Below are 24,907 nucleotides of genomic sequence, written 5' to 3' on the forward strand. Positions count from 1 at the left end.
CGCCAGGTCTACATGGCGTTTGGGTTCTGTTTCGCACATAGCGCCACCTGAATCGCGAATCATCGACCTGATGCCACTGCTGTTAACAACGGGGGGATATATAAACTTTCGCGCTGGTTCTTCGGCCAGTCGAGCCATCCACAAACGTAGCAATGGCAGCATCCGTCCTGGTGCTACTTTCAGCTTTGCCTGATCTAATCTTATGCAAATTCATACAAACTCAATGAATCCAAACTTGCAAAAAAGGAACTGCATGCCATGTGCTACAGGGTCCAATACCGGGTGGTGCAGGTGGAGCAGAGTGTCGATATCCCCTCGTCGATGCCGGAACTGCCGACAGCCCCAACCTGCGGCCGCCCCGGCGTTCCGATAATCAAGTAATCGGCTTGAGTGGACAGGGCCGACGAGGCGGCGGGACGTGGGAACGCCAGTGATGTGTATTCTGGTGTGTAAGATGGCGTATTCTGTGCATTCTGGCACTTCTCGGCTAGTTGACGGTAGCGTTGCCTGGCCCCCCGCAAGGACTGGTGACCAGTCACTCCACAGTCAACCGTGAAAATGTGCCCAAAACGCGAAAAATGTACGTTTTTACGTTCAGCCTGAAGAGGTGTTCATACCAGATGTGGCTCGGTCTGTCGGTTTATGGATATTTCCATGGATTTACGCTTAAAATCACGTGGCAAACCGCGCTCCGTCTGGTTTTATCGAGTTTTTATCCCCTGGAAACGCCATGCCTGGCTATTAATGCTGATCGTTTAAGAGTACTTGAACGATCCAGCCAGTGAGAGACAATCCGGAGTCAGCCCCTTGACTCCGGATTTTTTATCTCTGAATACGATCTGGATTCGTCGTTGATGTTGTCTCCTCTGAGCTTGATGCGTTTTCTTGTTCGCTTGATGCTGTATGGATCCATCAGGTTCTAAACTCCTGTAACAAGGCCCGTATCCGCCGACACCGCCTTCGATGCACTTACCGAATCCGAAGCCCGATACCTCTCGAATTTTCGACCGCCTCATGCCGTCCGAGATCGAATCGATGCGGCAGGAATCTAAAGAAGCCAGCGAATACATCAAAGCGATCCTGCGCAAGTTCAGAGAAGCAGCCGTAGCACACTAACTTCCGGCCTGTTGGCGCGAACCTATCCAGCGCCTGATCGAAGTTGCCACTATCCAACTCCACAACAAGAGCACCATCAACCTGCTGAACTGCATCCCCAACGAATGTGCGCAGTCCATCCTGCTGCATGAGGCATTCATAGCAGTGGTGAAGCACTGGCTGGAACCGAACACCCAGCCAGCGACAGTTGGCTGACGACATCCTGAGCCAGAGGCTGATTCAGTTGCATCACGACAGCCGGGGAACTTACGGTATCCGGCGTCTGCAAAGTGATTTACAGGATGAACAGCGTTTTCATGGTAAAAGCCGCATCAGCCGTCTGATGAAACAGTCCGGTCTGAAAGCCGCGAATCAGACGCGCTATAAAGTGACGACGAATAGTCAGCACGATTATCCGATAGCGCCCAACCTGCTGAACCGGGAATTTAATCCGGCAGAAGCAGATGTGGCGTGGGCTACGGATATCACGTATATCCGCACGGAAGAAGGCTGGCTATATCTGGCGACAGTCATAGACCTGTATTCCAGACGAATAATCGGCTGGAGTCTGAGTAACAGACTGAAAACGCAGGTAGTGATTGACGCCCTAGAGATGGCGATAAAACAGCGAAAGCCGACAAGGCAGGTGATAGCGCATTCGGACAGAGGGAGTCAATATGCAAGCCATCGATATCGGGATGTACTGAAAGATAACGATTTACGCTGCTCAATGAGCGGAAAGGGTTGCTGCTACGATAATGCGGTAATGGAAAGCTTCTATCACACGCTGAAAACGGAGTTGATACGGGGAAAGGCGTTTGTCAGCAGGGAACAGGCGATGAACGCGATATTCGATTATATTGAGGTGTTTTACAATCGTCGTCGCAAACATTCGACGCTGGGTTATCAAACGCCAGTGGGTTATGAAATGGCGGCATAATTAGGTGGGAATAATTTCAGGGACAGATCAGTTAGGGTCAGTCCAAACTGGCAAGAAGCTCTTATCACACGTACAATCGAAAACCTAAAATAGCCCTTATCGAAAAAATTTCTCTTAACAGGACTGATAGTGAATAAACAGCAGCTTGCGGCAAAAATCTGGGAATCCGCCAACCAGATGCGGTCTAAAATCGATGCTAATGAATACAAAGACTACATTCTCGGCTTCATCTTTTATAAGTACCTTTCGGATAAGCTTGAACACTTCGCAATCAGCCAAGAATTTAGCAAAGAGGATATCCAGAATCTTTCAGAGCGCGATGAGCAAACGGTAAACTTTTTCAAGGACAATCTTGGTTACTTTATCATTCATGATCACTTATTTTCTACCTGGCTAGATTTAGGTGGCGACTTTCAGGTCTCTGATGTACGAGAGGCGCTGTCTGCTTTCAGCCGTCTTATTCACCCGGATCACAAGCGTCTCTTCGAGGGCATTTTTAAGACCCTTGAAACTGGATTGAGCAAGCTCGGTGACACGGCTCAGAAACAGACTAAAGCCATCAGTGAACTCATTCAGCTAATCAAAGATATCCCTATGGATGGGCGTCAGGACTATGATGTCCTCGGCTTTATCTATGAGTATCTCATCAGCATGTTCGCCGCTAACGCCGGAAAAAAAGCGGGCGAGTTTTACACCCCACACGAAGTCTCTGTACTTATGTCTGAGATCATTGCAGACCACGTGAAGGGCAAGAAAAAAATCGATATTTATGACTCAACCAGTGGTTCCGGCTCGCTGCTGCTCAACATCGGTAAGTCCATCGCCAAGCACATGGGTATTGAAGGTACTATTAAATACTTCGCTCAAGAGCTGAAAGAAAACACCTATAACCTTACTCGTATGAACCTCATCATGCGCGGCATTCTCCCCTCTAATATTGTCACCCGAAATGGAGACACCCTAGAGGACGACTGGCCGTTTTTCGATGACAAAGACCCAATAAACTCTTACAGCCCGCTCTACCTTGATGCGGTAGTTTCAAACCCACCTTATTCACAAAAGTGGGATCCCGAGCATAAGGACACTGATCCGCGCTATTCTCGTTTCGGCCTCGCACCAAAATCCAAGGCTGACTACGCCTTTCTGCTGCATGATCTCTATCATCTGAAGCCCGATGGCATCATGGCGATAGTACTGCCCCATGGCGTACTCTTCAGAGGTGGAGAAGAAGGTGAGATCCGTAAGAACCTTATCGAAAATGACCATCTTGATACTGTCATTGGCCTCCCATCTAACATTTTCTTTGGCACCGGTATTCCCACCATCATCTTGGTGCTCAAACAGAAACGTAAAAACAGCGATGTGCTAATCGTTGATGCTTCTAAAGGCTTTGCCAAAGAAGGCAAGAACAATAAGCTGCGCTCATGCGACATCAAAAAAATCTGCGACACAGTTATCGGCCGCCAGAACGTGCCAGGCTTCAGCCAGATAGTGACCAAAGAAAAAATCCGTAAAAATGGCTACGATCTGAATATCCCACGCTATGTTGATTCCTCTGAACCGACTGAGAGCTGGGATCTCTACGCTTCCATGTTCGGTGGTGTTCCGCATGCTGAACTTGATGATCTGGATGACTATTGGCAGGCTTTTCCCGGTCTTCGTGCCGAATTATTTACGGACAACGAGACACCCTATGTAGCCCCAAAGGTCGATAACCTTACACAAGCGATCCGCAACAATACCCAGGTGCAACAATTTGAAGCCCGGTTTGTCGCCGCTTTTGCTGATTTCCCCAATTATCTAAAGAGCGAGCTGATCGATAGTGTGATGACGCTCCGAGTACCACAGCAAAAGTCCATTATTGGTGAGGACATTTTCACGCGCCTCGCTCCTCTGACGCTGATTGATAAATACCAGGCCTATCAATTACTGGCAGACCAGTGGCAGCAAATTGCTATCGACCTTGAAATTATTCAGACCGAAGGTTTTGAGGCTACCCGCCAGGTCGATCCGAACTTTGTCATCAAAAAGAAAAACGGCAAAGACGTTGAAGTACAGGATGGCTGGAAAGGCCACATCATGCCCTTTGAGCTGGTGCAAACGACCTACCTTGATGAGCAGTTGGCTGCGTTGCGTAGAAAAGAAGCCAGAATGAGCGAAATCAGCGCTTCTATTAATGAAATTCTGGAAAGCTTCAGTGAAGAGGAAAAAGACAGAGAAGTTGTGCATGATTCGGGTGATAAATTTGTCAATGCCATCGTGACCAAAGAAGCGAGGCAATTTAAAGCCGATATGAAAAAATCTAGCAGTTTCGATACCGACTCTTATGAAGCAAAAATCATGCAAGCCGCCGATTTAATAACAGAAGAGAGTTCGCTCAAGGCTGAGATTAAAAAAGAGGCAGCCGAACTTCACCAATTGACCAAACAGACAATTGAAAGCCTGAACGATGTACAGGTAAACGAACTGCTGGAACGCAAGTGGATTACGCCACTTAATGACGCACTCCATCAGCTACCAGCGAAGCAGATCGATATTCTGGCGAGCAAGCTGCAAGCATTAGTCGAAAAATATCAAATCACCTATGCCGATAATGCCCGTGATATTCAGCAGACTGAGAATGAGTTGGCTGACATGCTTGACGAACTGGATGGTAATGAGTTTGATCTTAAAGGCCTTGCTGAACTGAAAACCTTGCTGAAGGACAATTAAAATGACAAGACAGACTGACAGTAAGAATCCGCAGATTCGATTTAGAGGATTTAATGAGCATTGGGAAAATAGAAAATTAGGTACGATTTGTAAAACATTTCATAGTGGAACATTTATTAAAGCGGCCGATATAAAAATCTTCGGAGATTATCCAGTATATGGTGGAAATGGACGTCGAGGGTACTCAGCGTCATATAACCATGATGGCTTATATGCGTTGATCGGAAGGCAAGGTGCGCTTTGTGGAAATATGAATTTATCTTCGGGTAAAGCATTTTTTACTGAACATGCTGTTGCTGTCCAAGCAGATGACCAGAACGATACTTTATTCCTTTATTACCTTTTGGACATAATGAATCTGGGGCAATATTCCAGCCAATCAGCCCAACCAGGTTTAGCAGTCAATAAACTAGTGGAGTTGTCAGCCTTCATCGGGGAAAAGAAAGAACAAATAAAAATAGGTCAGTATTTCAAAGGACTAGATCGATTGATTGAGCTTCATCAACGCAAGCATGAAAAACTAGTCACGCTAAAACAGGCGATGCTGCAAAAGATGTTCCCTCAAGGTGGAGCCACCAGACCCGAAATCCGTTTCAAAGATTTCCCTGACGATTGGGAAGAAAAAAAATTGGGTGATATTTGTGAAATTGTTGGAGGTGGTACTCCAAGCACATCAATCCCAGAATATTGGGGTGGCAATATTGACTGGTATTCTCCAACTGAAATTGGCTCAAATGTCTATGCTAGTGAAAGCGTGAAAAAAATAACTCAACTAGGTTTAGATAAGTGTTCTGCTAAAATTCTTCCAGCACGGAAAACCGTATTGTTTACTAGCCGTGCGGGAATTGGCGACATGGCAATTTTGAAAAAACCGGGATGTACAAACCAAGGTTTTCAATCATTGGTTTTAAATGATGATATTGATACCTACTTCATTTATTCCATGGGATATATGTTGAAAAATTACGCACTAAAACATGCTTCTGGCTCTACCTTCCTGGAGATTTCAAGCAAGCAACTCAAAAAGATGGAAATACGTCTTCCCAAACACAGCGAGCAACAAAAAATAGGCTCCTACTTCCGCAAGCTGGACGAGCTGATATCCCAACACGCCACCCAGCTTGAAAAACTCAAACAGATCAAATCCGCTTGTCTGGCGAAAATGTTTGTTTAACTCGAGACCGATAAAAGAAACCTAAGGACAGCTGCTATGACAACGTTTTCCACAGAAGCCGACTTTGAGCGTGCCGTAATCCGTGAACTCACCCAGCGCGGTTGGGAGTCAACTGTACTTAAGAATCCGAGTGAGAAGGATTTGCTGGCCAACTGGGCCAATATTCTCTTTGAAAATAATCGTGGTATTGATCGGCTTAACGACACCCCTCTCACAGAAGGAGAGATGCAACAGATCATCGAGCAGATCACCGAACTGCGCACTCCGCTTAAGTTAAATGGCTTTATCAATGGCAAGACCGTTGCTATCACCCGTGACAACCCGGAAGATAAGCTGCACTTCGGCAAGGAAGTAAGCCTCAAAATTTACGACCGCCACGAAATCGCCGCAGGCCAGAGCCGCTACCAGATTGTGCAACAACCCCGATTTGCTCGTGGTTCACCAGTTCTTAATGACCGGCGTGGCGACCTGCTATTACTGATCAATGGCATGCCTGTCATCCATCTGGAGATGAAGAAAAACGGCGTAGCGGCAAGCCAGGCCTATAACCAGATTCAAAAGTATTCCCGTGAAGGTATTTTCACGGGCATTTTTTCTCTGGTTCAGATTTTTGTGGCGATGGAGCCAAAAGAGGCGCTGTTTTTTGCCAACCCGGGGCCAGACGGCACGTTTAACAAAGACTACGCTTTCCACTGGGCTGACTTTAATAACGAGCCTATTAATGAGTGGAAAGCCTTCATCTCTGGACTGATCTCAATTCCCATGGCACACCAACTGATCGGTTTTTATACCGTCGCTGACGAGTCCGATGGTGTACTCAAAGTAATGCGAAGCTATCAATACTATGCCGCCCATGCCATTTCCGACAAAGTCGCAAAAACCGATTGGAAGAACCCCAATCGCCTTGGCGGCTTTATCTGGCATACCACGGGAGCGGGCAAAACCATGACCAGCTTCAAGTCTGCCCAGTTGATTGCAAACTCTAAGGATGCGGACAAGGTGGTCTTCCTCCTCGATCGTATCGAGCTCAGCAACCAGACGCTGCTGGCTTACCGAGACTTCGCGGGTGATGGAAATACGGTACAGGCCACAGAAGACTCCGGCGTTCTTATCAATAAACTTAAAAGCAACGATCCGGCGGACACGCTAATCGTGACGTCCATCCAGAAGATGAGCCGCCTCAAGGATGAAGAAGATGGGCTTAGGGCGCACGATCTGGAAAAAATGCGAGCCAAGCGCATCGTTTTTATCATCGACGAATGCCACCGCTCGACGTTTGGCGATATGCTTATCGATATTAAGGAAAGCTTTAAAGGCGCCGTGTTCTTTGGCTTTAGCGGTACGCCAATTCACAAAGAGAACACGCGTAAGGACAATACCACTACGGATGTTTTTGGCTCCGAGTTGCACCGCTACAGCATCGCTGATGGCATCCGTGATAAAAACGTTCTTGGCTTTGATCCGTATCAAGTAAAAACATACCGCGATCGGGACTTACGCCAGGCTGTTGCGCTGGAAAAAGCCAAAGCCGTCACGCCTTCAGAGGCTTTTGCTGATCCTAAAAAAAAGAAAGTCTTCAACCGCTACATGAATGATGTACCGATGGCGGGCCATCGGGATGATTCAGGCGTTTACCAATATGGTATCGAAGATTATTTGCCCACTAGCCAATACAGCCGTGAAGAGCACCAAAACGCCGTTGTTCAGGATCTTGCAAACAACTGGGTTACCCTCAGCCAGAATGGGAAATTCCATGCAATATTTGCCACCCATAATATCCGAGAGGCAATCACCTACTACCGATTGATTAAGAAGCAACTGCCAGCATTAAAGATCACCGCTCTTTTTGATCCGAATATCGATAACGATGATGACAGCGCCGGTGACGTTACGTTTAAAACCAACGGCCTCGTCGAGCTACTGGAAGATTACAACCTGACGTATGGGCAAAACTTCGACCTTGGTAGTCATGGGAAATTCAAGAAAGACATCGCCGCCAGGTTGGCTCACAAAAAACCCTATGCCCGACTTGCGGCTGAACCCGATAAGCAACTTGATCTGCTAATTGTCGTGGATCAGATGCTGACTGGCTACGACTCTAAATGGGTGAACACGCTTTACCTGGACAAAGTGCTGCAATACGAGAACATCATTCAGGCATTTTCTCGCACCAACCGTTTATTTGGGCCAGATAAACCGTTTGGCACCATCCGCTACTATCGCAAACCGCATACGATGAAGAGAAATATCGATGCCGCAGTGAAGCTGTATTCTGGTGATAAGCCCATTGGTCTCTTCGCTAATCGACTGACAAGTAATATCGAGAGAATGAATGCAAGCTTCGCCGAAATCACTGCCATTTTTGACGACGCAGGGATCGATGATTTCAAAAAATTACCAGATGATTTAAGTGAGCGAGCCACTTTTGCCAAATATTTTCAAGAATTCAGCGGCATTCTTGAGGCGGCCAGAATACAAAGTTTCACTTGGGAACAAACCGAATATAAGGATGAAGATGACCCAAGCCACACGGTCACCGTCGATATTTCTCACCAACAATATCTCACTCTGCTACAGCGCTACAAAGAACTGGGCAGAAGTAGTGGTGGCGATACCAATGATGCGATTCCTTTCGATATCGACAGCCATATTTCAGAGATAGATACTGGCAAGATCGATGCTGACTACATGAACTCACGCTTTAAAAAATATCTCAAAGTCTTGCAGGACGGTGACCATGAGATACGGGAAGCAACGCTCAGCGAGTTACAACGATCTTTTTCTTCACTTTCTCAAGACGAACAAAAAATCGCCGAGATATTTTTGCGGGATATGCAACGCGGCGATGTAGAGATCGACCCCAGCCGTAGCTTCCGCGATTACCTGACTGACTATCAGGCCCAGGCAAAGAATGCAGAAATCGAGGCCATCGTCAAATACCTGGGTATTGATGCTGACAAACTGGTTGCGTTGATGAACACAAGAACCACCGAAGCAAACCTGAATGAATATGGTCGCTTTGATGAGTTGAAAGCAACGATCGATAAGCAAAAAGCTAAGGCTTACTTTGAAGCACTCGAAGGGCAAGCCATTCCCCCTTTTAAGGTGAATATCAAGACGGCTGAATTGCTTCGCGACTTCATCATTCAGGGAGGCTTTGAGCTAGAGATACCTGTTCAGGGGTAACCCTCATCCAGAATTGTGATGGAAGCGTGTGGTAGTGCAAATTACTGGTCCCGCCAGTTTAAGACATTCGACCATGACGTCAGACAAATCAGCCCGCAGTACGTGTCGCCTTTCCAAATGGGAAGTAAAAACGACAAAAATGACACTTCCGATATTGTTGAGGCTGATAGTCGTCCAGGTATGCGCTACGTACTGGGAAAAAGAATTGAGTAGCAGGATATTCAGTGTCTGCACCGGGTTCGCCAGCGGCTGATGAAAAACAGAACTGCGCTTATTAATCAGATCAGGGGCTGAGTCTGGAATGCGGTATCGCCATACCGGAAGCAGCCCATAAAGTCATGGCCTGTCTGGATATCAATCAGGAAAACAGCCCCTATCAAAGTGACTTTTCGTTTTAGGCATATTTTTAGGCATACCAACCAAAATAACAAAACAAATAGATAAATAAAAACAATTAACTATTATAAAAATTCAGATTCTCTCGTGCACTGAGTTTGCGGGTTTTTTGTTGCCTGTTATCCACCGGTATCCCCCGTTTACAGCCGGAAAGCTTGGGACGACATTTGGGACTATGCCGCTATAGTCCCTTAAAAACATAGTCCCAAAGGTAACGATCATGGCAAACCAGGCAAAGCCCCTCACCAATACGGAAGTCAAAGCCACTAAAGCAATAGACAAAGAATTGTCACTGCAGAGTCACGGCCAAAGGCGGGTTACGGGCGATACTGGCCGATCACTTGTGTCGTAGTCATGCGGGTTGCCGCTGGGCAATCGCCAGCGCCACCGGCTGGCAGCATGGGGCTTACCTGATGCCGGACGGTTCAGTTATCGGCACACCGACAATTCCCTTTTTGTTCAACGGTAAATCGGGGCAGGGCTTGACGCATCGCCACAAACAACTGTAACGCGAAAGCAAAACGGTAGAGCACCCGTTCGGGACCATTAAGATGTGGATGGGGGCGACCCACTTCCTGATGCGACGATTTAAAAACGTCAGCACAGAAATCAGTCTGCATGTGCTGGCTTATAACTTGAAAAGGATGATGTCTATCTGGGGTACTGAAGGGCTGGCCAGTAAGCTGCGGGAGCAATACAGCTAGCAAAACCGCTTTAGCCCCTGATAACAAACCAACAGCACTCAATGCAACGTCATTAAAGCCCGAGCAGTCTCTGCATACAAATCACAGCAAATACAGTCAACAGCAGGGATATGTTGCGTCCCTGGCCGCGGGATAGTACTCAGATACTGCAAAAAAACGAGTTTTTACACAGCCTGTGCCAAATTCGGACATTGATGGACTAGTGGTAAACCCCATTGTAGTGAGGAGCGTGTATCTGACAGATTCCTATTCGATACGTTTCACATCAGGATGACGCTCTGTTGCTGCTTCATGGAAAATGTCGCCCAGCCAGCCCAGTATCTCGTCTTCTGTCATATTGTCCGGAATAGCAACGTCGTAAAGCCGGGAGAATTTTCGTTCCGTCAGGTCTGCGCGGAATACCAGCCAGCGACCACCTTCACGCTTGACCCCAATATGTCGTCCAAAAACGTTGTAGATAAGCACCATCGGCCCCCTTTCAAGAATTGTGTAACTGGGATGGTATATTCAACTCATGATGATTACTTCGTCAACAGATGCAAAATGTCTACCCTTCGCTCTTAACAGACGCCAGCGGCTAATCCATACCTGTATAGAGAGCAACATCCCAAATACCATTTAGTAGCCGCTTGCCTCTCTTGCTCGCGATAACTACAATGTATACAAAACACACAATGTAGTGAGGTGGCGTATGGGTGTCATGTCCGTTCGATTAAATGATGAAACAACCGCACAGCTTGATGCGTTGGCTAAAGCCACAGGACGTACCCGCTCTTTTCTGGCTGGACAAGCTATTGAAGACTATCTTGCGCGGGAAGCCTGGCAGATAGCAGAGATCGAGCAAGCCATTAAAGAGGCCGATGCGGGCGATTTTGTCTCATCAGATGAGATGAACAATCTGTTTAAAAAGTTAGGTACGGCAAGACATGGAAATTAAATGGCTGCGTAAAGCCGCAGCCAATTTGGAAGCCGAGTACCTCTATATCGCGCAAGATGATCCACAAGCTGCCAGCCAGTTCGTAAATGAAGTCCAACGGTTAACGGAATTACTACCGCAACAGCCAGCAATCGGAAGACCTGGCCGAGTGCCAGGAACGCGTGAATTGGTGTTAACTCACTATCCCTACATCATCCCCTACCGCGTGAAAGACAATATGCTCCAGATTCTGCGCGTCTTTCATACGCACAAGCGTTTACCATCAAAATGGTGAACAATATGACTTCACAAAAGTAAGCCTAACGCGATCGACGTGCCGATGGGCATACTCCTGGACGGGGTCGTCGCGGCGTGAGCTTTTACCGCAAGATGCTAGCGGCGCTGGCTATGGCGCGATAAACCGCAGGCCAAAAAAGCGGGTTTCCCCGCTCTTGCCATGACGATTTTACGTTACGCGCTCACTGACATGGATACTCGGCTGTTTTTTCGGCGCAAAGCGTGTCGCCATGATAATCAATATCACCACGCCCACGGTCATAATCATCCAGGCCTGCTGCAACCCGGCGGTATGTTGACGAATAAATCCGGCGAGCAGCGGCATCAGACTGGCAAGAATGTATCCCCCGCCCTGCACAAACCCCATCAGCGAGCCAGCTTTATGCGAATCCGTCGCCTGATCCAATGTCACGATCAATGACAAAGGGAACAGGGCTCCGAGACCGATGCCCAACATCAGCGTAATGGCATATGGCAATAGCAACGGCGCGACGATCAAGCCAATCATTCCCACCAGCAGGATTATCAGCACGGGCAGCAATAGCCGGCGGCGATCGGGAAAATAATTGATAAAGGCGGATACCATCAACCCTGAAAAAACCTCCGTCAGCGTCAGTCCGCCCATCATAAAGCCGCTTTGCGTCGGGCTCCACCCCAGTTGGATGTAATAAGGCGGCAACCATGCCAGCATCAGCGTATAAGCGCCGGTGCCGATACCAAAGAACACCATTAACAACCAGTCCGTTAAGGTTCGCCGCGTCGTTGTTACCGAAGCGGCTTTACTCTGCGCCTTATATGCACGGGGAATGGTTTTCCAGGCAATGGCGGCAACCAGGGCCATCATCCCCCACAAGGCCAGCGCGCTTTCCCAGCCCAGCACGTGCGCCAGCGGGGATACGGAAGAAGCGGCTATGGCGGCGCCACCCATGATTGCCGTGGTATAAAGCCCCATCAGTAAGCTGCTGTGCTTATTAAAATGCAGTTTGATAAAAGAAGGCACTAACGCCTGAATCAAGGCGATCCCCCCCCCCGCTAACGCCGCGGTCAACAATAGCGCCATACCGCCATGGATCCACCAGCGTGCGCCGCACGCGACGGCTATAATCACAATCCCCAGCGCGATGCCACGATACTCGCCGAGGCGCGACTGTATCTGGCCGCCATATAACGCGCACCAGCCCATCGCGAATATCGGCAAGGTCGTCAACAACCCGGCCGTCGTGTCGCTTAACCCGGTAACCGCCTGGATCTGAGCCAATAGCGGTCCGATTGCCGCCAATACCGGCCGTAGGTTAAGCCCCAGCAAGATGACGGTTATAAATATAAACACACGGGTTCGGACCGTGGATGCCACAACCATACAAACCTCAATAACTTGAGCGGTGAATAATGATAAACTACAATATCTTCACACAAAGAATCTTAACGTCAAGATAAAATCTTATGACTGACCGCGCGCAACAGTGCTTTGAAGAGTGGAAAAAGGAGCGACCGGATCTCGATCCATTCCCGATGAAATTAATGGGTCATTTAGGTGAAGTCGTACAGAGAGTTGAACGCGATTATCTTAACCCTTTGTTTTCACGTTTCGGATTACGCCCCGGCGAGTTTGACGTACTGGCTACCTTGCGGCGCTCGGGAACGCCCTACGCATTAACCCCCACCCAGCTTTACGACGCCTTGATGACATCCTCTGGCGGTATGACGAACCGTATTGACCGACTGGAAGCCGCGGGCCTGGTACAACGTCAAAGTAATCCGGCGGATCGCCGCGGTACGCTGGTCGCCCTGACAAAAACAGGTCTGGAGTTAATCGAAACGCTCATTGTGCAGCATGTCGATAACGAACGTCAGCTTTTATCGACGCTGTCCGACGCCGAGCAACGGCAGTTGGATACTCTGCTGGTGAAACTCGCGAACGGTTTGAGAAATAGACGGCCGTAAAAAATCCGCCCCTAAGAGCGGATTTATCAACACGTCAATAACCAGAATTGAGGAAAAATACCTTCAGTTCTGATTAGAAACGGTAACCTACGCCAACAGCCCAGGTACCGACATCAACGCTACGGATACGACTTTGTTCGTAACCGACATCGAGCGCGACATCCTGGATGGGGTTAAATTGCAGACCGGCGCCATAGCTGAAGCCATAGTCGTCATTTTTGTTGTTATCAGTCCCGTTAGTTGCATTATGGGTATATTTACCGTGACCCAAACCGATAACGCCGTAGATGCTGGCCCAATCATTCAAACGATAAGCAGGACCTGCGGTAACGCCGATATATTGACCTTTATTATAGTAACCAGCATTTGTGCTGCTGCTATCTTCCAGGTAACTGAAAGAGCCAATAACGCCCAGCGGGTTATTATCCCACTCGTAACGATATTTCAGGTTAAAACCTTTGGCCTTGTTAACTACGCCCTGAGCATCGCCCTGAGCATAACCAGCAGAAACAGTACTTTGGCCAGCAAATGCTGAGCCTGCGCCAATACTAAATAAACAAGCCAATGCTGAAAGACACACAATTTTCTTCATTATACAGCCTCGAATTCAACTTAATGAGAGAACACCTTACAATCTAAATATAACAAAGAAAGGATAGACTTACCGCCTGATAAATATTTTTCAATTGTGCTTTAGATGTAACTAATATTGTCAGAGCGTGCTATCACGTTAATTACATTGATTTTTATCCCAAGACACCAAGAATCGAATTTAATTAAAATAAAATATTTAAAACAGAAAATTCTTAAATTCCTGCTCGATTTTCACACTGATTAATTCTAAAAAATAAATCAATTAGATATTACGTAAATAAAAGTCAAAAAACGTAAGCGTTTCTCGGACAAATCATTTACAATTGGTCAATCTGGCGGCACTGGTTTTTTGATATCAGGTGTTTATTACATTATATTAAGGCCGAAAGCATGACCTTATCTTCTCCCCGTTTGTCAGTGTTACTTCCCGTTATCCTCATTATCATATCAATGGCCTCTATCCAGGGCGGCGCCGCCCTGGCCAAAACCTTGTTCCCGCTGATTGGCGCCGCCGGAGTAACGGTTCTGCGCCTGAGCATCGGTACGCTGATCCTTTGCATCATTTTCAAGCCTTGGCGCACGCGCTTCATCGGCAACCGCTGGCCGTTACTGGTTTATGGCGTTACGCTGGGAGCAATGAATTTTTTATTTTATCTCTCGCTGCGCACGGTTCCGCTCGGTATTGCCGTCGCGCTGGAGTTCACCGGCCCACTTGCCGTCGCCATGTTATCATCACGGCGAGTGATTGATTTTTTATGGGTTATTCTGGCGATATTGGGATTGTGGTTCTTATTACCGCTTGGCCGCAATATCGGTAATATTGATTTGCCCGGCGCCTTTTGCGCTCTTGCCGCCGGGTGCTGCTGGGCGTTATATATCCTTTTTGGCCGCAAGGCCGGCGCGAATCACGGCCCCGAGACCGTGGCCATTGGTTCCTTTATTGCCGCAGTAATATTTTGCCCTATCGGTTTGATTTATTCCGATATGACATTATTTTCACTCGAAATATTACCCATTGGTATCGCCGTCGCCATTTTTTCCACCGCACTGCCTTATTCTCTTGAAATGATCGCATTAACCCGACTACCGGCCAAAACATTCAGCACATTAATGAGCCTGGAGCCTGCCGTCGCGGCTATTTCCGGCATGTTATTTCTCAATGAACATTTATCTTTCATCCAGTGGATTGCGCTCATACTTATTATTACCGCCTCTACCGGCGCGACCATCACCATAAAACCAACAGAATCAATTAAGCAGGATAATCATCACTCGGCGGCATAATTGCATACGCGTCGGAAAGCGATGCGCAAAGGCGTCGTTTTCCATTAGCGCGGGCAGTTTATATATAGAATAATTATCATTTACATTACTATTGACGTAAATCAACGATCGCGGTATTTATATCCAGCTACAAATGATATTCAATCATCCATGCTGCGCGCCCGCGCGTTAACCTTAGCGGCATGGCGAATTAGACCGATAAAAAGCAATGTCCGGAAAAACGATAAAATATAATAAGTTACTTTCAAATATTCTATACCTATGTATTCGATAGGTAATTCTTTCCGATATTCTGTTTGGTTACTGCTATAATTGATCCCGTTGAACAGTACGACTATGAAAAATTAAATAAAGAGGACATTATTATGCGTACCGCTAAATTGGTAAAAACCGCGTCTTCAGAGCTTATTTATACCCGTAACAATGTAGAGGAAGAAGTCAAAACCTCTACCATCAAGCAGTTAAATCAACTGGTAGCCGATTACATCGATCTATCGCTGCTCACTAAACAGGCGCACTGGAACATGCGCGGCGCCAACTTCATCGCCGTACATGAAATGCTGGATGGCTTTCGTACCGCAATCAACGACCATCAGGACACCATTGCAGAACGCATTGTTCAGTTAGGCGGCGTGGCGCTGGGTACAGTGCAGATTGTCAATGAAGCGACTTCGCTGAAAAGCTACCCGGTTGATATCCACAACGTGCAGGATCACCTGAAAGCCTTGGCGGATCGTTATGCCGCCGTGGCTAATGAAACACGTAAAGGCATCTCCACCGTGGAAGATGAAGATACCGCCGATATCCTGACCGCCGCGTCACGCGATCTGGATAAATTCCTGTGGTTCATCGAATCCAACATCGAATAATAGGCTACGTTATCATTGATGGCTGTAGCATCGTCATTGGAGCGTCCCCGATAAGCGAGAAAACGCGCTTTCGGGGATGGGAAGGCGCTCGGCAACAACAATAATGACGCTATCAGGGCTGCTTCGGCGGCCCTTTTTTATTGTCCCGCGCGAGGCTAAATAAAATCCCTGCAACGCATAAACCCCCTATCCTGCCAGAATTAGCGCTCAAAAAATTAGCGGTTGTACTCGATAATCGTACATAACGAGAATCAATGGTTGTTTCCCCCGCATAAATTCGTTAATCATAGTTATCGCCTTGTTCAATAACATTGGCAGTACAACCATGTTAATGATAAGGCGGTTAATAATAACGCTAGATACAGTTTAATTAATTGCAAACAACATATTGTTTTAAAAGCTTTTAGGGTTGGTACTGATATTAACATCGCCCGCAAAATCAAAAGCTTCTCATAACCGGTAAAATTAGGAAGGATTGAATGAAATCACTATTGAAAGCTTCTTTGGCGGCATTGACGCTGGCCATGAGTATTTCCAGCCACGCAGCCGAAAAAGAACTCCTTGTTGCGACTGACACCGCCTTTGTCCCCTTTGAATTTAAGCAAGGCGATAAGTACGTTGGTTTTGACATCGATCTTTGGGATGCCATCGCCAAACAACTCAATGTGACCTATAGCCTGAAGCCGATGGATTTCGGCGGCATCATTCCCGCACTGCAAACCCGCAACGTGGATGTCGCGCTGGCCGGCATCACCATCACTGAAGAGCGCAAAAAAGCAATCGATTTCTCTGACGGTTATTACAACAGCGGTCTGCTGGTGATGGTGAAAGCCGACAATAATGAAATCAAGGGCGAGCAGGATTTGAATGGAAAAGTGGTCGCGGTGAAAAGCGGCACCGGTTCCGTTGATTACGCCAAAGCCAATATTAAAACCAAAGATCTACGCCAGTTCCCCAACATCGATAACGCTTACATGGAGTTAGGCACCAACCGCGCCGACGCCGTGCTGCACGATACGCCGAATATCCTGTACTTCATCAAAACCGCCGGCAATGGTCAGTTCAAAGCGGTAGGCGATTCAATCAAAGCACAGCAATACGGCATCGCTTTCCCGAAAGGCAGCGACCTGCGCGATAAAGTGAATGGCGCGCTGAAAACACTGCAAGAAAACGGCACCTATGCTGAGATCTACAAAAAGTGGTTTGGTGTAGAACCTAAGTAATTGCCGATTTTATCTGGAGATATTCCATGCAGTTTGATTGGAGCGCCATTTGGCCTTCTCTGCCCCTTTTGTTAGAAGGGGCGAAAATGACCTTGCTGATCTCGGTATTGGGTCTGCTCGGCGGTTTGGTTATCGGTGTTCTCGCGGGCTTTGCCCGCGCTTACGGCGGCTGGTTTTCCAGCCGCATCGCACTGGTGTTTATTGAAATCATCCGTGGTACGCCGATTGTCGTACAGGTGATGTTTATTTATTTCGCCCTACCGATGATTTTTACCTCGGTACGCATCGATCCCTTTACCGCCGCGGTGGTCACTATCATGATCAACTCCGGCGCCTATATCGCGGAGATTACGCGCGGATCGGTGCTGTCTATCCATAATGGCTTCCGTGAGGCCGGTTTGGCGCTGGGATTATCACGGCGGGATACGCTGCGTTATGTCATCGCGCCGCTGGCGCTGCGCCGGATGCTGCCGCCGTTGGGTAATCAGTGGATCATCAGCATCAAAGACACGTCATTGTTTATTGTCATTGGGGTGGCGGAACTGACCCGCTCCGGTCAGGAAATCATCGCCGGTAACTTCCGCGCGCTGGAAATCTGGAGTGCGGTAGCGGTGATTTATCTGTGTATCACACTGATTCTCAGCTTCATCCTGCGTCGACTGGAAAGAAGACTTAAGATTATATGATTGAATTTAAGAATGTTTCCAAACACTTTGGTCAGACGAAAGTTTTACATGACATCGATCTGAAAATTAATCAGGGTGAAGTGGTGGTGATTATCGGCCCTTCCGGATCCGGTAAATCCACACTGCTGCGCTGTATCAATAAGCTGGAAGAAATCACCAGCGGCGAGCTGATCGTGGATGGTCTGAAGGTTAACGATCGGCAGGTTGATGAGCGTCTGATCCGTCAGGAAGCCGGGATGGTATTTCAGCAGTTTTACCTGTTTCCGCATTTGACCGCGCTGGAAAACGTGGCGTTCGGCCCCATCCGGGTTCGCGGCGCCAGTAAGTCGGAAGCGGAAAAACTGGCGAAAGCGCTGCTGGGCAAAGTCGGATTGTCCGAGCGCGCGCATCATTATCCTTCCGAGCTTTCCGGCGGTCAGCAGCAGCGTGTGGCGATTGCGCGCGCGTTAGCGGTAAAACCCAAGCTGATGTTGTTTGATGAACCGACCTCGGCGCTGGATCCTGAATTACGTCACGAAGTGCTGACGGTGATGAAAGATTTGGCGGAAGAAGGGATGACCATGGTTATCGTGACGCACGAAGTGGGCTTTGCGCATCAGGTGGCTTCGCGGCTGATTTTTATCGATAAAGGCCGCATCGCTGAAGATGGCGACCCGGAAACGCTGATAAACAACCCGCCGAGCGATCGTTTACGCGAGTTCCTGCAACACGTCTCCTGAGCAATACCTCAAGGGGGCAAAAGCCCCCTTTCATTTAGCACTTAGCGTGGATATTCCCGTTCGATGAACGCGGCAAAGTCCCGACACATCACATCATCGCCTTGTTCATTATCGGCCAGCACCCGGCTGCCGTCGACCACGCGTATACGCGCGGACAAATCGAAATCGGCCGCGGGCTGAGGACGCCGTAACGCCTGAGCAATCGAAGCCTCGGCCTGTTGCCAGGCTTCGTCCACCGTCAGATTACAGGCCTGCGCCAGATAAGCGGGATTAAACCCCTCGCCCGTCAGACTGCGCAGCGTATCATCATGGCTGACGCTATTGCCCGGCAACCAATAATGCCGCGCCAGATCGGGGCCTATCGCCGCATTATCCGTCAGATAACCGTCGCGTCGCAGGAAGAAATGCCGGGTCTGCTCTACCGCCATTAGCGCCAGCAAATAGCCCTGATAAGAACAGGCGGAATCCATGGATAATAAATGCGGGATCGCCATCGTCGGTCGGGGGCTGCCGCTGATGCCCAGAATACGTTGCTCGGTATCGCGCGCCAGTCTGGTTATCGCCTCCGGCGTACGCTGCGCATCGTCCCAGGAATAGAGCTGCCATTCAAAATATGGCACCAGCAAAATATGTCGCTCGTTGAACGCGCGCATCGGCTGACGCGTACGAATACTGGCCTGAATCAGCGCATCGGGAATCGCCTCCCCCTGCGCGTTTTTCGCATAACGCTTCAGCCAGTCGGCATCCGACAACAGGCTATCGCAGAACATGGATTGCGTTTCCGCATAAGCCATGGATGTCGGCGGAAATTCCTGTGAAAAACACGGCGCATTCTGACGAATATTGGCAAAGTGCGCGGCATGTCCGCCTTCATGAAACAAGGTTTTAATGCCCGTCGCGCCGCTGCCGATCTGATCCGGTTTCGCCAGGCTGGTGAAGTTGATTCGTGCCGGGATCCATTCCCCTTGCTGGAAAAATGGCGGCACCGGGCCGTGCATAAAGCCATTCTCGTACTTACCCTTGCGCACCAGCAGGTCGAGCTGCATTTCCGCGCCGTTAAAACCGATATGCAGACGTTTGAAACTGTTTACCCAACGCGCCAGCGAGGCGGCGAAAGGGAAATAGGGATCGAGCTGACGAGTGACGTCGCCGGCGCTGGCGTAGCGAACGTTCCACGGCGCCAGCGCCTGCGCGCCTTTCTCCGCGGCCAGCGCTTGCAGACTGCGCGCGTTGGCTTCCCGCGTTTGCGCTTCAAACGGATCGAGAATGGCGAACAACTGCTCGGGAGTCATCCGCTCGGTTTTATTCACCTTGTAATCAAAATAGTTACGGTATCCCATCTGACGGGCAAAGCGATTGCGCAGGCTCACCAACTCGGGAAAACCGTTATGCAGCAGCCACTGTTCCAGATCGCACAACGCCTGTTGCGAACTCTGTCGATAGGCTTCGGTATCATTGGTTGCCTGATTGGTCAGCAGTTCGCCTAACGACGCGCTAACCCGTTGGCCTTTTGCATCCAGATGCGTCATTTCATAGGTTTTACGCTTCTCGAATAGCGCGCTTTCCGCTGCAACGATCGCCTCCATCAGCGCCTGTGCTTCAGGATCTTCAATCACATTGCAGTCAAAAAACCGATACCAGCCCTTCAGGCCGTGCAATAACGCCTGCTGAGCGTCATCAACCGGACTCTTTTCCAGCGCGGCGATGTGCCGCCGCAATTCAACCAGCCGCTGCGGCTGGGAAATAAAACGCTTATATGCATTTTCCGCGCGAGAAAACCGGGCCGCTATCTCCTCGTCCCCGGTTCCCATATAAAGCTGCCAGAACAGATCTTCTTTGCTTTGGTGAACGGCCAGATAGTCGCGGTTCAGCGCATTAAAATAATCCACACTCGGTTGCATCATATTCCTTCTCTACCTCTCATCAGCGGTACTGATTGCCTTCACCGGCCTTGTCTGGGGTCGCAACACACCGGGGCCGGATTGTGTCCGGCAGGTTTATCAGCCCAATCGTTTTCTAATCGTCGCCGCGGCCTGCTCCATGGTCGCCGCCTCGCCCGTCGCAACCAGACAGCACGCCAATTGCAGACGGATCGCCTGCGGCAACGCAATCTCCCCCGCCAGACATTGCGCCGTCCAGCGCGCCGTCGTCGCCGCATCTTTGGCTATCGGCAACCCATCCGGCGCCGGCGCGATATCCTGGCGCAGTTGCAGAATCTGCGTATCCTGCTGATGAATAAAATGAATTTCAGGACAGCGCTGGGGATTGGCGTACACTTCCCCTTCGGTACCCTGCATCAGCAGCGCCCTCCCATGGATATCCTTGAAAAAAGTGCCGACGCGGGCAATATATTCCGGGTGCGATACGCTGGCCAGCCGCAGCGCGCCGCTCTCGGCGAAGGGCGTAACCAGTTTGGCCAGGGTATGGCTGCTGTTACGCACGCCCATGCGCCAGCGCAACTGTAATTGCCGGTCGATTGGCGGACACAACAGCGAAATGGGAATAAACAGCGGCTCGCCCTTATCCAGCAGCCGTTGCGCCTGTTCGGCGCTTTCCACCGCGGGGATCCCCAGATTATGCAATATCTCGGCGCTGGTCACGCGGGTGGGATCGTCGCTCACGCCGTGGACCACCACCGGATACCCCAGTTTCGCCAGCAAAAGCGCCAGCAACGGCGTCAGATTGGCTTGTTTCCTCGCGCCATTGTAACTGGGGATCACCACCGGCATCGGCCCTTGTTCCGGCGGCCGCAGGCGCAGAACCCGATCGCTCATGGCCTGATAAAAACCGCGCATCTCGGATTCAGACTCGCCTTTGATGCGAAAGGCTATCAGCAGTCCGCCCAGCTCAAGCTCCGGCACGTCCCCATCCAGCACACGGCGGTAGAGTTCATGGGCGGTTGCCTGATCCAAATCACGGGCATGGTTCTTACCGCGTCCGACCTCTTTAATAACCTTAGTGTAATCCATGCTGGCCTCTCGTTAACGGCGAAATCATTGGTAGCTTATCTCCCGAAAATAGCATGTTTCGCTTTGTTATTAATAATGTAAATACAGAGATAGCGCCTGACCATGCCGGACAAAACAGGCGCCGGCTATCCACGGATGGAGCCTTGATCATTATTCGCCCGCAATGTTGCGGCCCGGCTCTCCAGTATCAGATAGCCGATCGTCGCCAGAAAGAGCGGCAGGAAGAAATAAAGCGCGCGATAAACCAGCAGCGCGGCGATAATCGCGCCGTGAGAAATCGGCTGGCCGGCCAGCAGCGCGATAAACACCACCTCCAGCACGCCGAACCCGGCGGGAATATGGGCGATAACCCCGGCGATACTGCTTATCAGCAGCACGCCGAGCACCAAGAAGTAATCGACCTCTCCGCTCATCAGCAGCCAGATAATCGCGCCCATCACCATCCAGTTGGCGCTGGAAATCGCCAATTGCGCCAGCGCGAATTTCCATGACGGCAACACCAGCCGTTGTCCTTTTATTGTGATATGGCGTCGTTTGGCGCAGGCGCAGGCCCACAAGTAGGCCGCAATGATCAGCAGCAGCGCGATACCTGAAACGCGCAACGCGTTCTGATCGATATACCAATGATTGGGCAACCGCACGATGTCCAGGGTAAAAATCACCCCGCCGAGCAGGATATAACCCAGCCAGTTGGTGCTAATGCTTAGCGAGAAAATCCGTGTGATGGTGCCGCCGGACAGCCCCAGACGGGAATAGAGGCGATAACGCATGCCGATGCCGCCAATCCAGGTGCTGAGCGTCAGGTTAAAGGCATAACAAATAAATGACACCAGCATCACCTGGCGCTTCGCCAGCTTATGTCCGCAATAGTCGCGACCGAGCAGGTCATAGCAGCCGTAAATCAAATAGCTCAGCGCCACCAGCGCGACGGCGCTCAAAAGCGCCATACGGTTATAATTGCGAATGACCGTCCACACCGCTTGCCAATCGACTTTTTGCGCATAAAAGACCAGCAGCGCGGCGACGACCATCAGGAAAAGCCAGGTAAGGATTTTTTTTGCCAGACGCCGGCGCGGATGGGATTTGGACATCAGGGTTTCACTCCTGGGTTTCCGCTTTAACGCGATCCTGGGTTTCAATTTCCGGCTGCGCCGGGGGCGGCACCTGCGCCAGCTTCGGCGTATGGGCGGGCAGCCAGCCGAGCAATGCCGGGAAATAGCGCAGAAAGTGGAACACCACCACGCTTTTCGTCAGGTTCCACCAGGTGCGTTTCGGCACCATCGATTCATCCACGCGCAGGCAGTCATTGGCGATAATATGCTGGAGATTGTCGCGCAGCGTCTGGTTAAAGGCGCGATCGTGAATGATCAGGTTAGCTTCCAGATTGAGCGACAGACTGAGAGGATCGAGATTGCTGGAGCCGACCGTCGCCCAGTGCGTATCCATCAGCGCCACTTTGCCGTGCAGCGGGCGGCGGCGATATTCATAAATCTGCACGCCGCCGTTCACCAGATAGCGGTAAAGCAGGCTCGCGCCGACTTTGACGATCGGCATATCCGGCTCGCCCTGCACGATGAGCTTCACCTGCACGCCGCGGCGCGCCGCCTTGCGCAGGGCATGCAAAAAGCGATAGCCGGGGAAGAAATAGGCGTTGGCGACAATCACCTCGCGTCTGGCATTCGCCAGCATCTTCAGATAGTGGCGCTCGATATCATCGCGATGCGCTTCATTATCGCGCCAGACGAACAACGCCTGCGCGTCGCCGGGCTTCAGGTTCTCTTGCGGGCGATGATGACGCGCCCACCAGCGGCGCGCGGCGGCCTGGCCGGACAGATTTTCCAACTCAAACAGTAAAATATCGCGCACTACCGGTCCTTCAACCTGTACGGCGTAATCCTGCTTGGCCTGCGGGCCGTAATCGGACATATGCTCGTCGGAATAGTTAATCCCGCCGACAAACGCCACCGTCTCATCCACCACCACAATTTTACGGTGCAGCCGCCGGAACACATTGGTGCGCATGCCAAACAGGCGAGGACGCGGATCGTAGTAACGAAATACCACGCCGGCCGAGGTGAGTTCATTGATGAATGTTTTGCTCAAGTCCGCCGAACCGTAGCCGTCGAGTAAAACCTCCACCTTCACGCCGCGGCGCGCGGCTCGCAACACCACCTCGTGCAGTTGACGGCCCACGTTATCTTCAAACCAGATAAAGGTTTCAAGGATGACTTTAGTCTGCGCATTACCGATGGCGTTAAACACCGCCGGGTAATAACGATCGCCATTTTCCAATAGCGTGATCCGGTTTCCTTCGCGCCATGAACATTTCATAAGTGTATTTCCGCACTTAAAGGGGCATGGTCGGACAGATGACGCCAGTGGCGCAAAGCCAGCGCGCTCGGCCTGCTGGCATGCGCATTTTTCACATAAATCCGATCGAGGCGCAACAGGGGAAAGCCCGCCGGGAAAGTGCGCGCGGGTCTGCCGCGCGTGCGGGTGAAGATCTCCTCAAGTCCGGCCTCGGCCTGCAAAAGAGGGTTGGCGCGCTGGCGCCAGTCGTTGAAATCGCCCGCCACCACCACCGGTTCGCCTGCGGGCAGTGAATTGACCCATTTCGCCATCATCATAAGCTGCGCCCGGCGATGCGATTCCCACAAGCCAAGATGCACCGAGGCGACATGAATGGGAAAAGCCAGCGCCGGCGGCGCAATCCGGCAATACAGCAGCCCGCGTTTCTCGCTTTCGCCCACCGAGACATCGTGATTTTCATCATGCTCAATGGGAAAACGCGACAACACCGCATTACCGTGGTGGCCTTCGGGATAGACCGCGTTGCGCCCGTAGGCATAGTCGCGCCATAGGGTGTCGGCAAGGAATTCGTAGTGCGTGGTGTTCGGCCAGTTTTCTATGTGCAAGGAATGAACTTGATGGGCGCCCATCACTTCCTGCAAACAGACGATATCCGCGCGGACGGTACGTATCGCGTCACGCAGCTCCGGCAAAATGAAGCGGCGATTAAACGCCGCGAAGCCTTTATGTGTGTTGATGGTGAGCACTTTCAACGAAAAATGCCGGGGGTTTTGGGTCATATTCTCCTGGCCGCGTCACTATCCTGATGAAAACAAAGTGTAGTCGGCATCACAAAAAGAACCGCCCAATCTTGTCGATATCGTGCTAAAAATCGATCGGTTGGCTGTCG

General features: G+C 50.1%; 20 protein-coding genes and 4 pseudogenes. 15 read left to right on the forward strand and 9 right to left on the reverse strand.

Translation table 11 applies throughout. The features are described 5' to 3' along the window. Positions 1-258 precede the first annotated feature (258 nt). Positions 259-381 carry a hypothetical protein gene (locus ABRZ26_RS05270; RefSeq protein WP_319603208.1) on the forward strand — a complete coding sequence of 41 codons (123 nt, stop codon included), beginning with the start codon at positions 259-261 and terminating at the stop codon, positions 379-381. 588 nt (positions 382-969) lie between these two features. Here the strand turns inward: ABRZ26_RS05270 and ABRZ26_RS05275 are convergent. Further along, the gene (locus ABRZ26_RS05275; RefSeq protein WP_319603209.1) at positions 970-1,245 is read right to left on the reverse strand and encodes a hypothetical protein; all 276 of its coding nucleotides are present in this window, start codon (positions 1,243-1,245) and stop codon (positions 970-972) included. A gap of 46 nt (positions 1,246-1,291) precedes the next feature. On the opposite strand from ABRZ26_RS05275, the pseudogene ABRZ26_RS05280 reads away from it, so the two are divergent. The 6 genes and pseudogenes from ABRZ26_RS05280 to ABRZ26_RS05305 all read left to right on the forward strand — a co-directional run. Further along, positions 1,292-2,035, forward strand: a pseudogene (locus ABRZ26_RS05280) (IS3 family transposase); the annotation flags it as partial. Positions 2,036-2,164: 129 nt separating this feature from the next. Next, positions 2,165-4,747 carry a type I restriction-modification system subunit M gene (locus ABRZ26_RS05285; protein ID WP_319603210.1) on the forward strand — a complete coding sequence of 861 codons (2,583 nt, stop codon included), beginning with the start codon at positions 2,165-2,167 and terminating at the stop codon, positions 4,745-4,747. Between the two features lies 1 nt (position 4,748). After that, positions 4,749-5,921: a restriction endonuclease subunit S gene (locus tag ABRZ26_RS05290; protein WP_319603211.1), complete on the forward strand. Its 1,173-nt coding sequence runs from the start codon at positions 4,749-4,751 to the stop codon at positions 5,919-5,921. Positions 5,922-5,957: 36 nt separating this feature from the next. Continuing rightward, positions 5,958-9,107 (forward strand): type I restriction endonuclease subunit R, encoded by a 3,150-nt coding sequence (locus ABRZ26_RS05295; RefSeq protein ID WP_319603212.1) that lies wholly within the window; start codon positions 5,958-5,960, stop codon positions 9,105-9,107. Between the two features lie 3 nt (positions 9,108-9,110). Further along, positions 9,111-9,398 (forward strand): annotated as a pseudogene (locus ABRZ26_RS05300) (IS110 family transposase); the annotation flags it as partial. A 623-nt stretch (positions 9,399-10,021) separates the two neighbouring features. After that, positions 10,022-10,207: pseudogene (locus ABRZ26_RS05305) on the forward strand (transposase); the annotation flags it as partial. A 246-nt stretch (positions 10,208-10,453) separates the two neighbouring features. Here ABRZ26_RS05305 and ABRZ26_RS05310 read toward each other — a convergent pair. Beyond that, a complete protein-coding gene (locus tag ABRZ26_RS05310) occupies positions 10,454-10,672 on the reverse strand; it encodes a DUF7661 family protein (protein ID WP_319603382.1) in 219 nt (72 codons plus the stop codon). Between the two features lie 226 nt (positions 10,673-10,898). On the opposite strand from ABRZ26_RS05310, the gene relB reads away from it, so the two are divergent. Beyond that, positions 10,899-11,144 carry a type II toxin-antitoxin system RelB family antitoxin gene (relB, locus tag ABRZ26_RS05315; RefSeq protein WP_010286544.1) on the forward strand — a complete coding sequence of 82 codons (246 nt, stop codon included), beginning with the start codon at positions 10,899-10,901 and terminating at the stop codon, positions 11,142-11,144. Then, positions 11,134-11,418 (forward strand): type II toxin-antitoxin system RelE/ParE family toxin, encoded by a 285-nt coding sequence (locus ABRZ26_RS05320; RefSeq protein WP_319603213.1) that lies wholly within the window; start codon positions 11,134-11,136, stop codon positions 11,416-11,418. The genes relB and ABRZ26_RS05320 overlap by 11 nt, the downstream gene beginning before the upstream one ends. A gap of 171 nt (positions 11,419-11,589) precedes the next feature. On the opposite strand, the gene ABRZ26_RS05325 is transcribed toward ABRZ26_RS05320, so the two are convergent. After that, positions 11,590-12,780, reverse strand: coding sequence for an MFS transporter (locus ABRZ26_RS05325; protein ID WP_319603214.1), 1,191 nt, complete (start codon positions 12,778-12,780; stop codon positions 11,590-11,592). A gap of 83 nt (positions 12,781-12,863) precedes the next feature. On the opposite strand from ABRZ26_RS05325, the gene ABRZ26_RS05330 reads away from it, so the two are divergent. After that, entirely contained in the window at positions 12,864-13,364 is a 501-nt protein-coding gene (locus tag ABRZ26_RS05330; protein ID WP_319603215.1) for a MarR family winged helix-turn-helix transcriptional regulator, read from the forward strand. Between the two features lie 73 nt (positions 13,365-13,437). Here ABRZ26_RS05330 and ompX read toward each other — a convergent pair whose 3' ends face one another. Then, complete coding sequence (gene ompX, locus ABRZ26_RS05335; RefSeq protein WP_319603216.1) at positions 13,438-13,956, reverse strand: outer membrane protein OmpX; 519 nt, start codon at positions 13,954-13,956, stop codon at positions 13,438-13,440. A gap of 392 nt (positions 13,957-14,348) precedes the next feature. On the opposite strand from ompX, the gene rhtA reads away from it, so the two are divergent. The 5 genes from rhtA (at position 14,349) to glnQ (ending at position 18,739) form a co-directional block, all read left to right on the forward strand. After that, positions 14,349-15,242 carry a threonine/homoserine exporter RhtA gene (rhtA, locus tag ABRZ26_RS05340; protein WP_319603217.1) on the forward strand — a complete coding sequence of 298 codons (894 nt, stop codon included), beginning with the start codon at positions 14,349-14,351 and terminating at the stop codon, positions 15,240-15,242. Positions 15,243-15,607: 365 nt separating this feature from the next. Further along, positions 15,608-16,111, forward strand: a complete 504-nt coding sequence (dps, locus tag ABRZ26_RS05345; protein WP_319603218.1) for a DNA starvation/stationary phase protection protein Dps — start codon at positions 15,608-15,610, stop codon at positions 16,109-16,111. A gap of 479 nt (positions 16,112-16,590) precedes the next feature. Then, positions 16,591-17,334: a glutamine ABC transporter substrate-binding protein GlnH gene (glnH, locus tag ABRZ26_RS05350; RefSeq protein WP_319603219.1), complete on the forward strand. Its 744-nt coding sequence runs from the start codon at positions 16,591-16,593 to the stop codon at positions 17,332-17,334. Between the two features lie 26 nt (positions 17,335-17,360). Continuing rightward, positions 17,361-18,020 carry a glutamine ABC transporter permease GlnP gene (gene glnP / locus ABRZ26_RS05355; RefSeq protein WP_319603220.1) on the forward strand — a complete coding sequence of 220 codons (660 nt, stop codon included), beginning with the start codon at positions 17,361-17,363 and terminating at the stop codon, positions 18,018-18,020. Next, the gene (gene glnQ / locus ABRZ26_RS05360) at positions 18,017-18,739 is read left to right on the forward strand and encodes a glutamine ABC transporter ATP-binding protein GlnQ (RefSeq protein WP_319603221.1); all 723 of its coding nucleotides are present in this window, start codon (positions 18,017-18,019) and stop codon (positions 18,737-18,739) included. Before glnP ends, glnQ begins: the two co-directional genes overlap by 4 nt. 41 nt (positions 18,740-18,780) lie before the next feature. On the opposite strand, the gene ABRZ26_RS05365 is transcribed toward glnQ, so the two are convergent. The 5 genes and pseudogenes from ABRZ26_RS05365 to ABRZ26_RS05385 all read right to left on the reverse strand — a co-directional run bounded on the left by ABRZ26_RS05365 (position 18,781) and on the right by ABRZ26_RS05385 (position 24,797). Further along, entirely contained in the window at positions 18,781-20,640 is a 1,860-nt protein-coding gene (locus tag ABRZ26_RS05365) for a M3 family metallopeptidase (protein ID WP_319603383.1), read from the reverse strand. A gap of 99 nt (positions 20,641-20,739) precedes the next feature. Then, a complete protein-coding gene (gene ybiB, locus ABRZ26_RS05370) occupies positions 20,740-21,708 on the reverse strand; it encodes a DNA-binding protein YbiB (RefSeq protein WP_319603222.1) in 969 nt (322 codons plus the stop codon). 125 nt (positions 21,709-21,833) lie between these two features. Further along, positions 21,834-22,799, reverse strand: coding sequence for a lysylphosphatidylglycerol synthase transmembrane domain-containing protein (locus tag ABRZ26_RS05375; protein WP_319603223.1), 966 nt, complete (start codon positions 22,797-22,799; stop codon positions 21,834-21,836). After that, positions 22,799-24,039 (reverse strand): annotated as a pseudogene (clsB, locus tag ABRZ26_RS05380) (cardiolipin synthase ClsB). The gene ABRZ26_RS05375 and the pseudogene clsB overlap by 1 nt, the downstream one beginning before the upstream one ends. Then, entirely contained in the window at positions 24,036-24,797 is a 762-nt protein-coding gene (locus ABRZ26_RS05385; RefSeq protein WP_319603225.1) for an endonuclease/exonuclease/phosphatase family protein, read from the reverse strand. Before ABRZ26_RS05385 ends, clsB begins: the two are co-directional and overlap by 4 nt. Positions 24,798-24,907: the final 110 nt, after the last annotated feature.

It is taken from the genome of Brenneria sp. L4-2C, from assembly GCF_040240335.1.
In the GTDB taxonomy this organism is placed as follows: Bacteria; Pseudomonadota; Gammaproteobacteria; order Enterobacterales; family Enterobacteriaceae; genus Brenneria.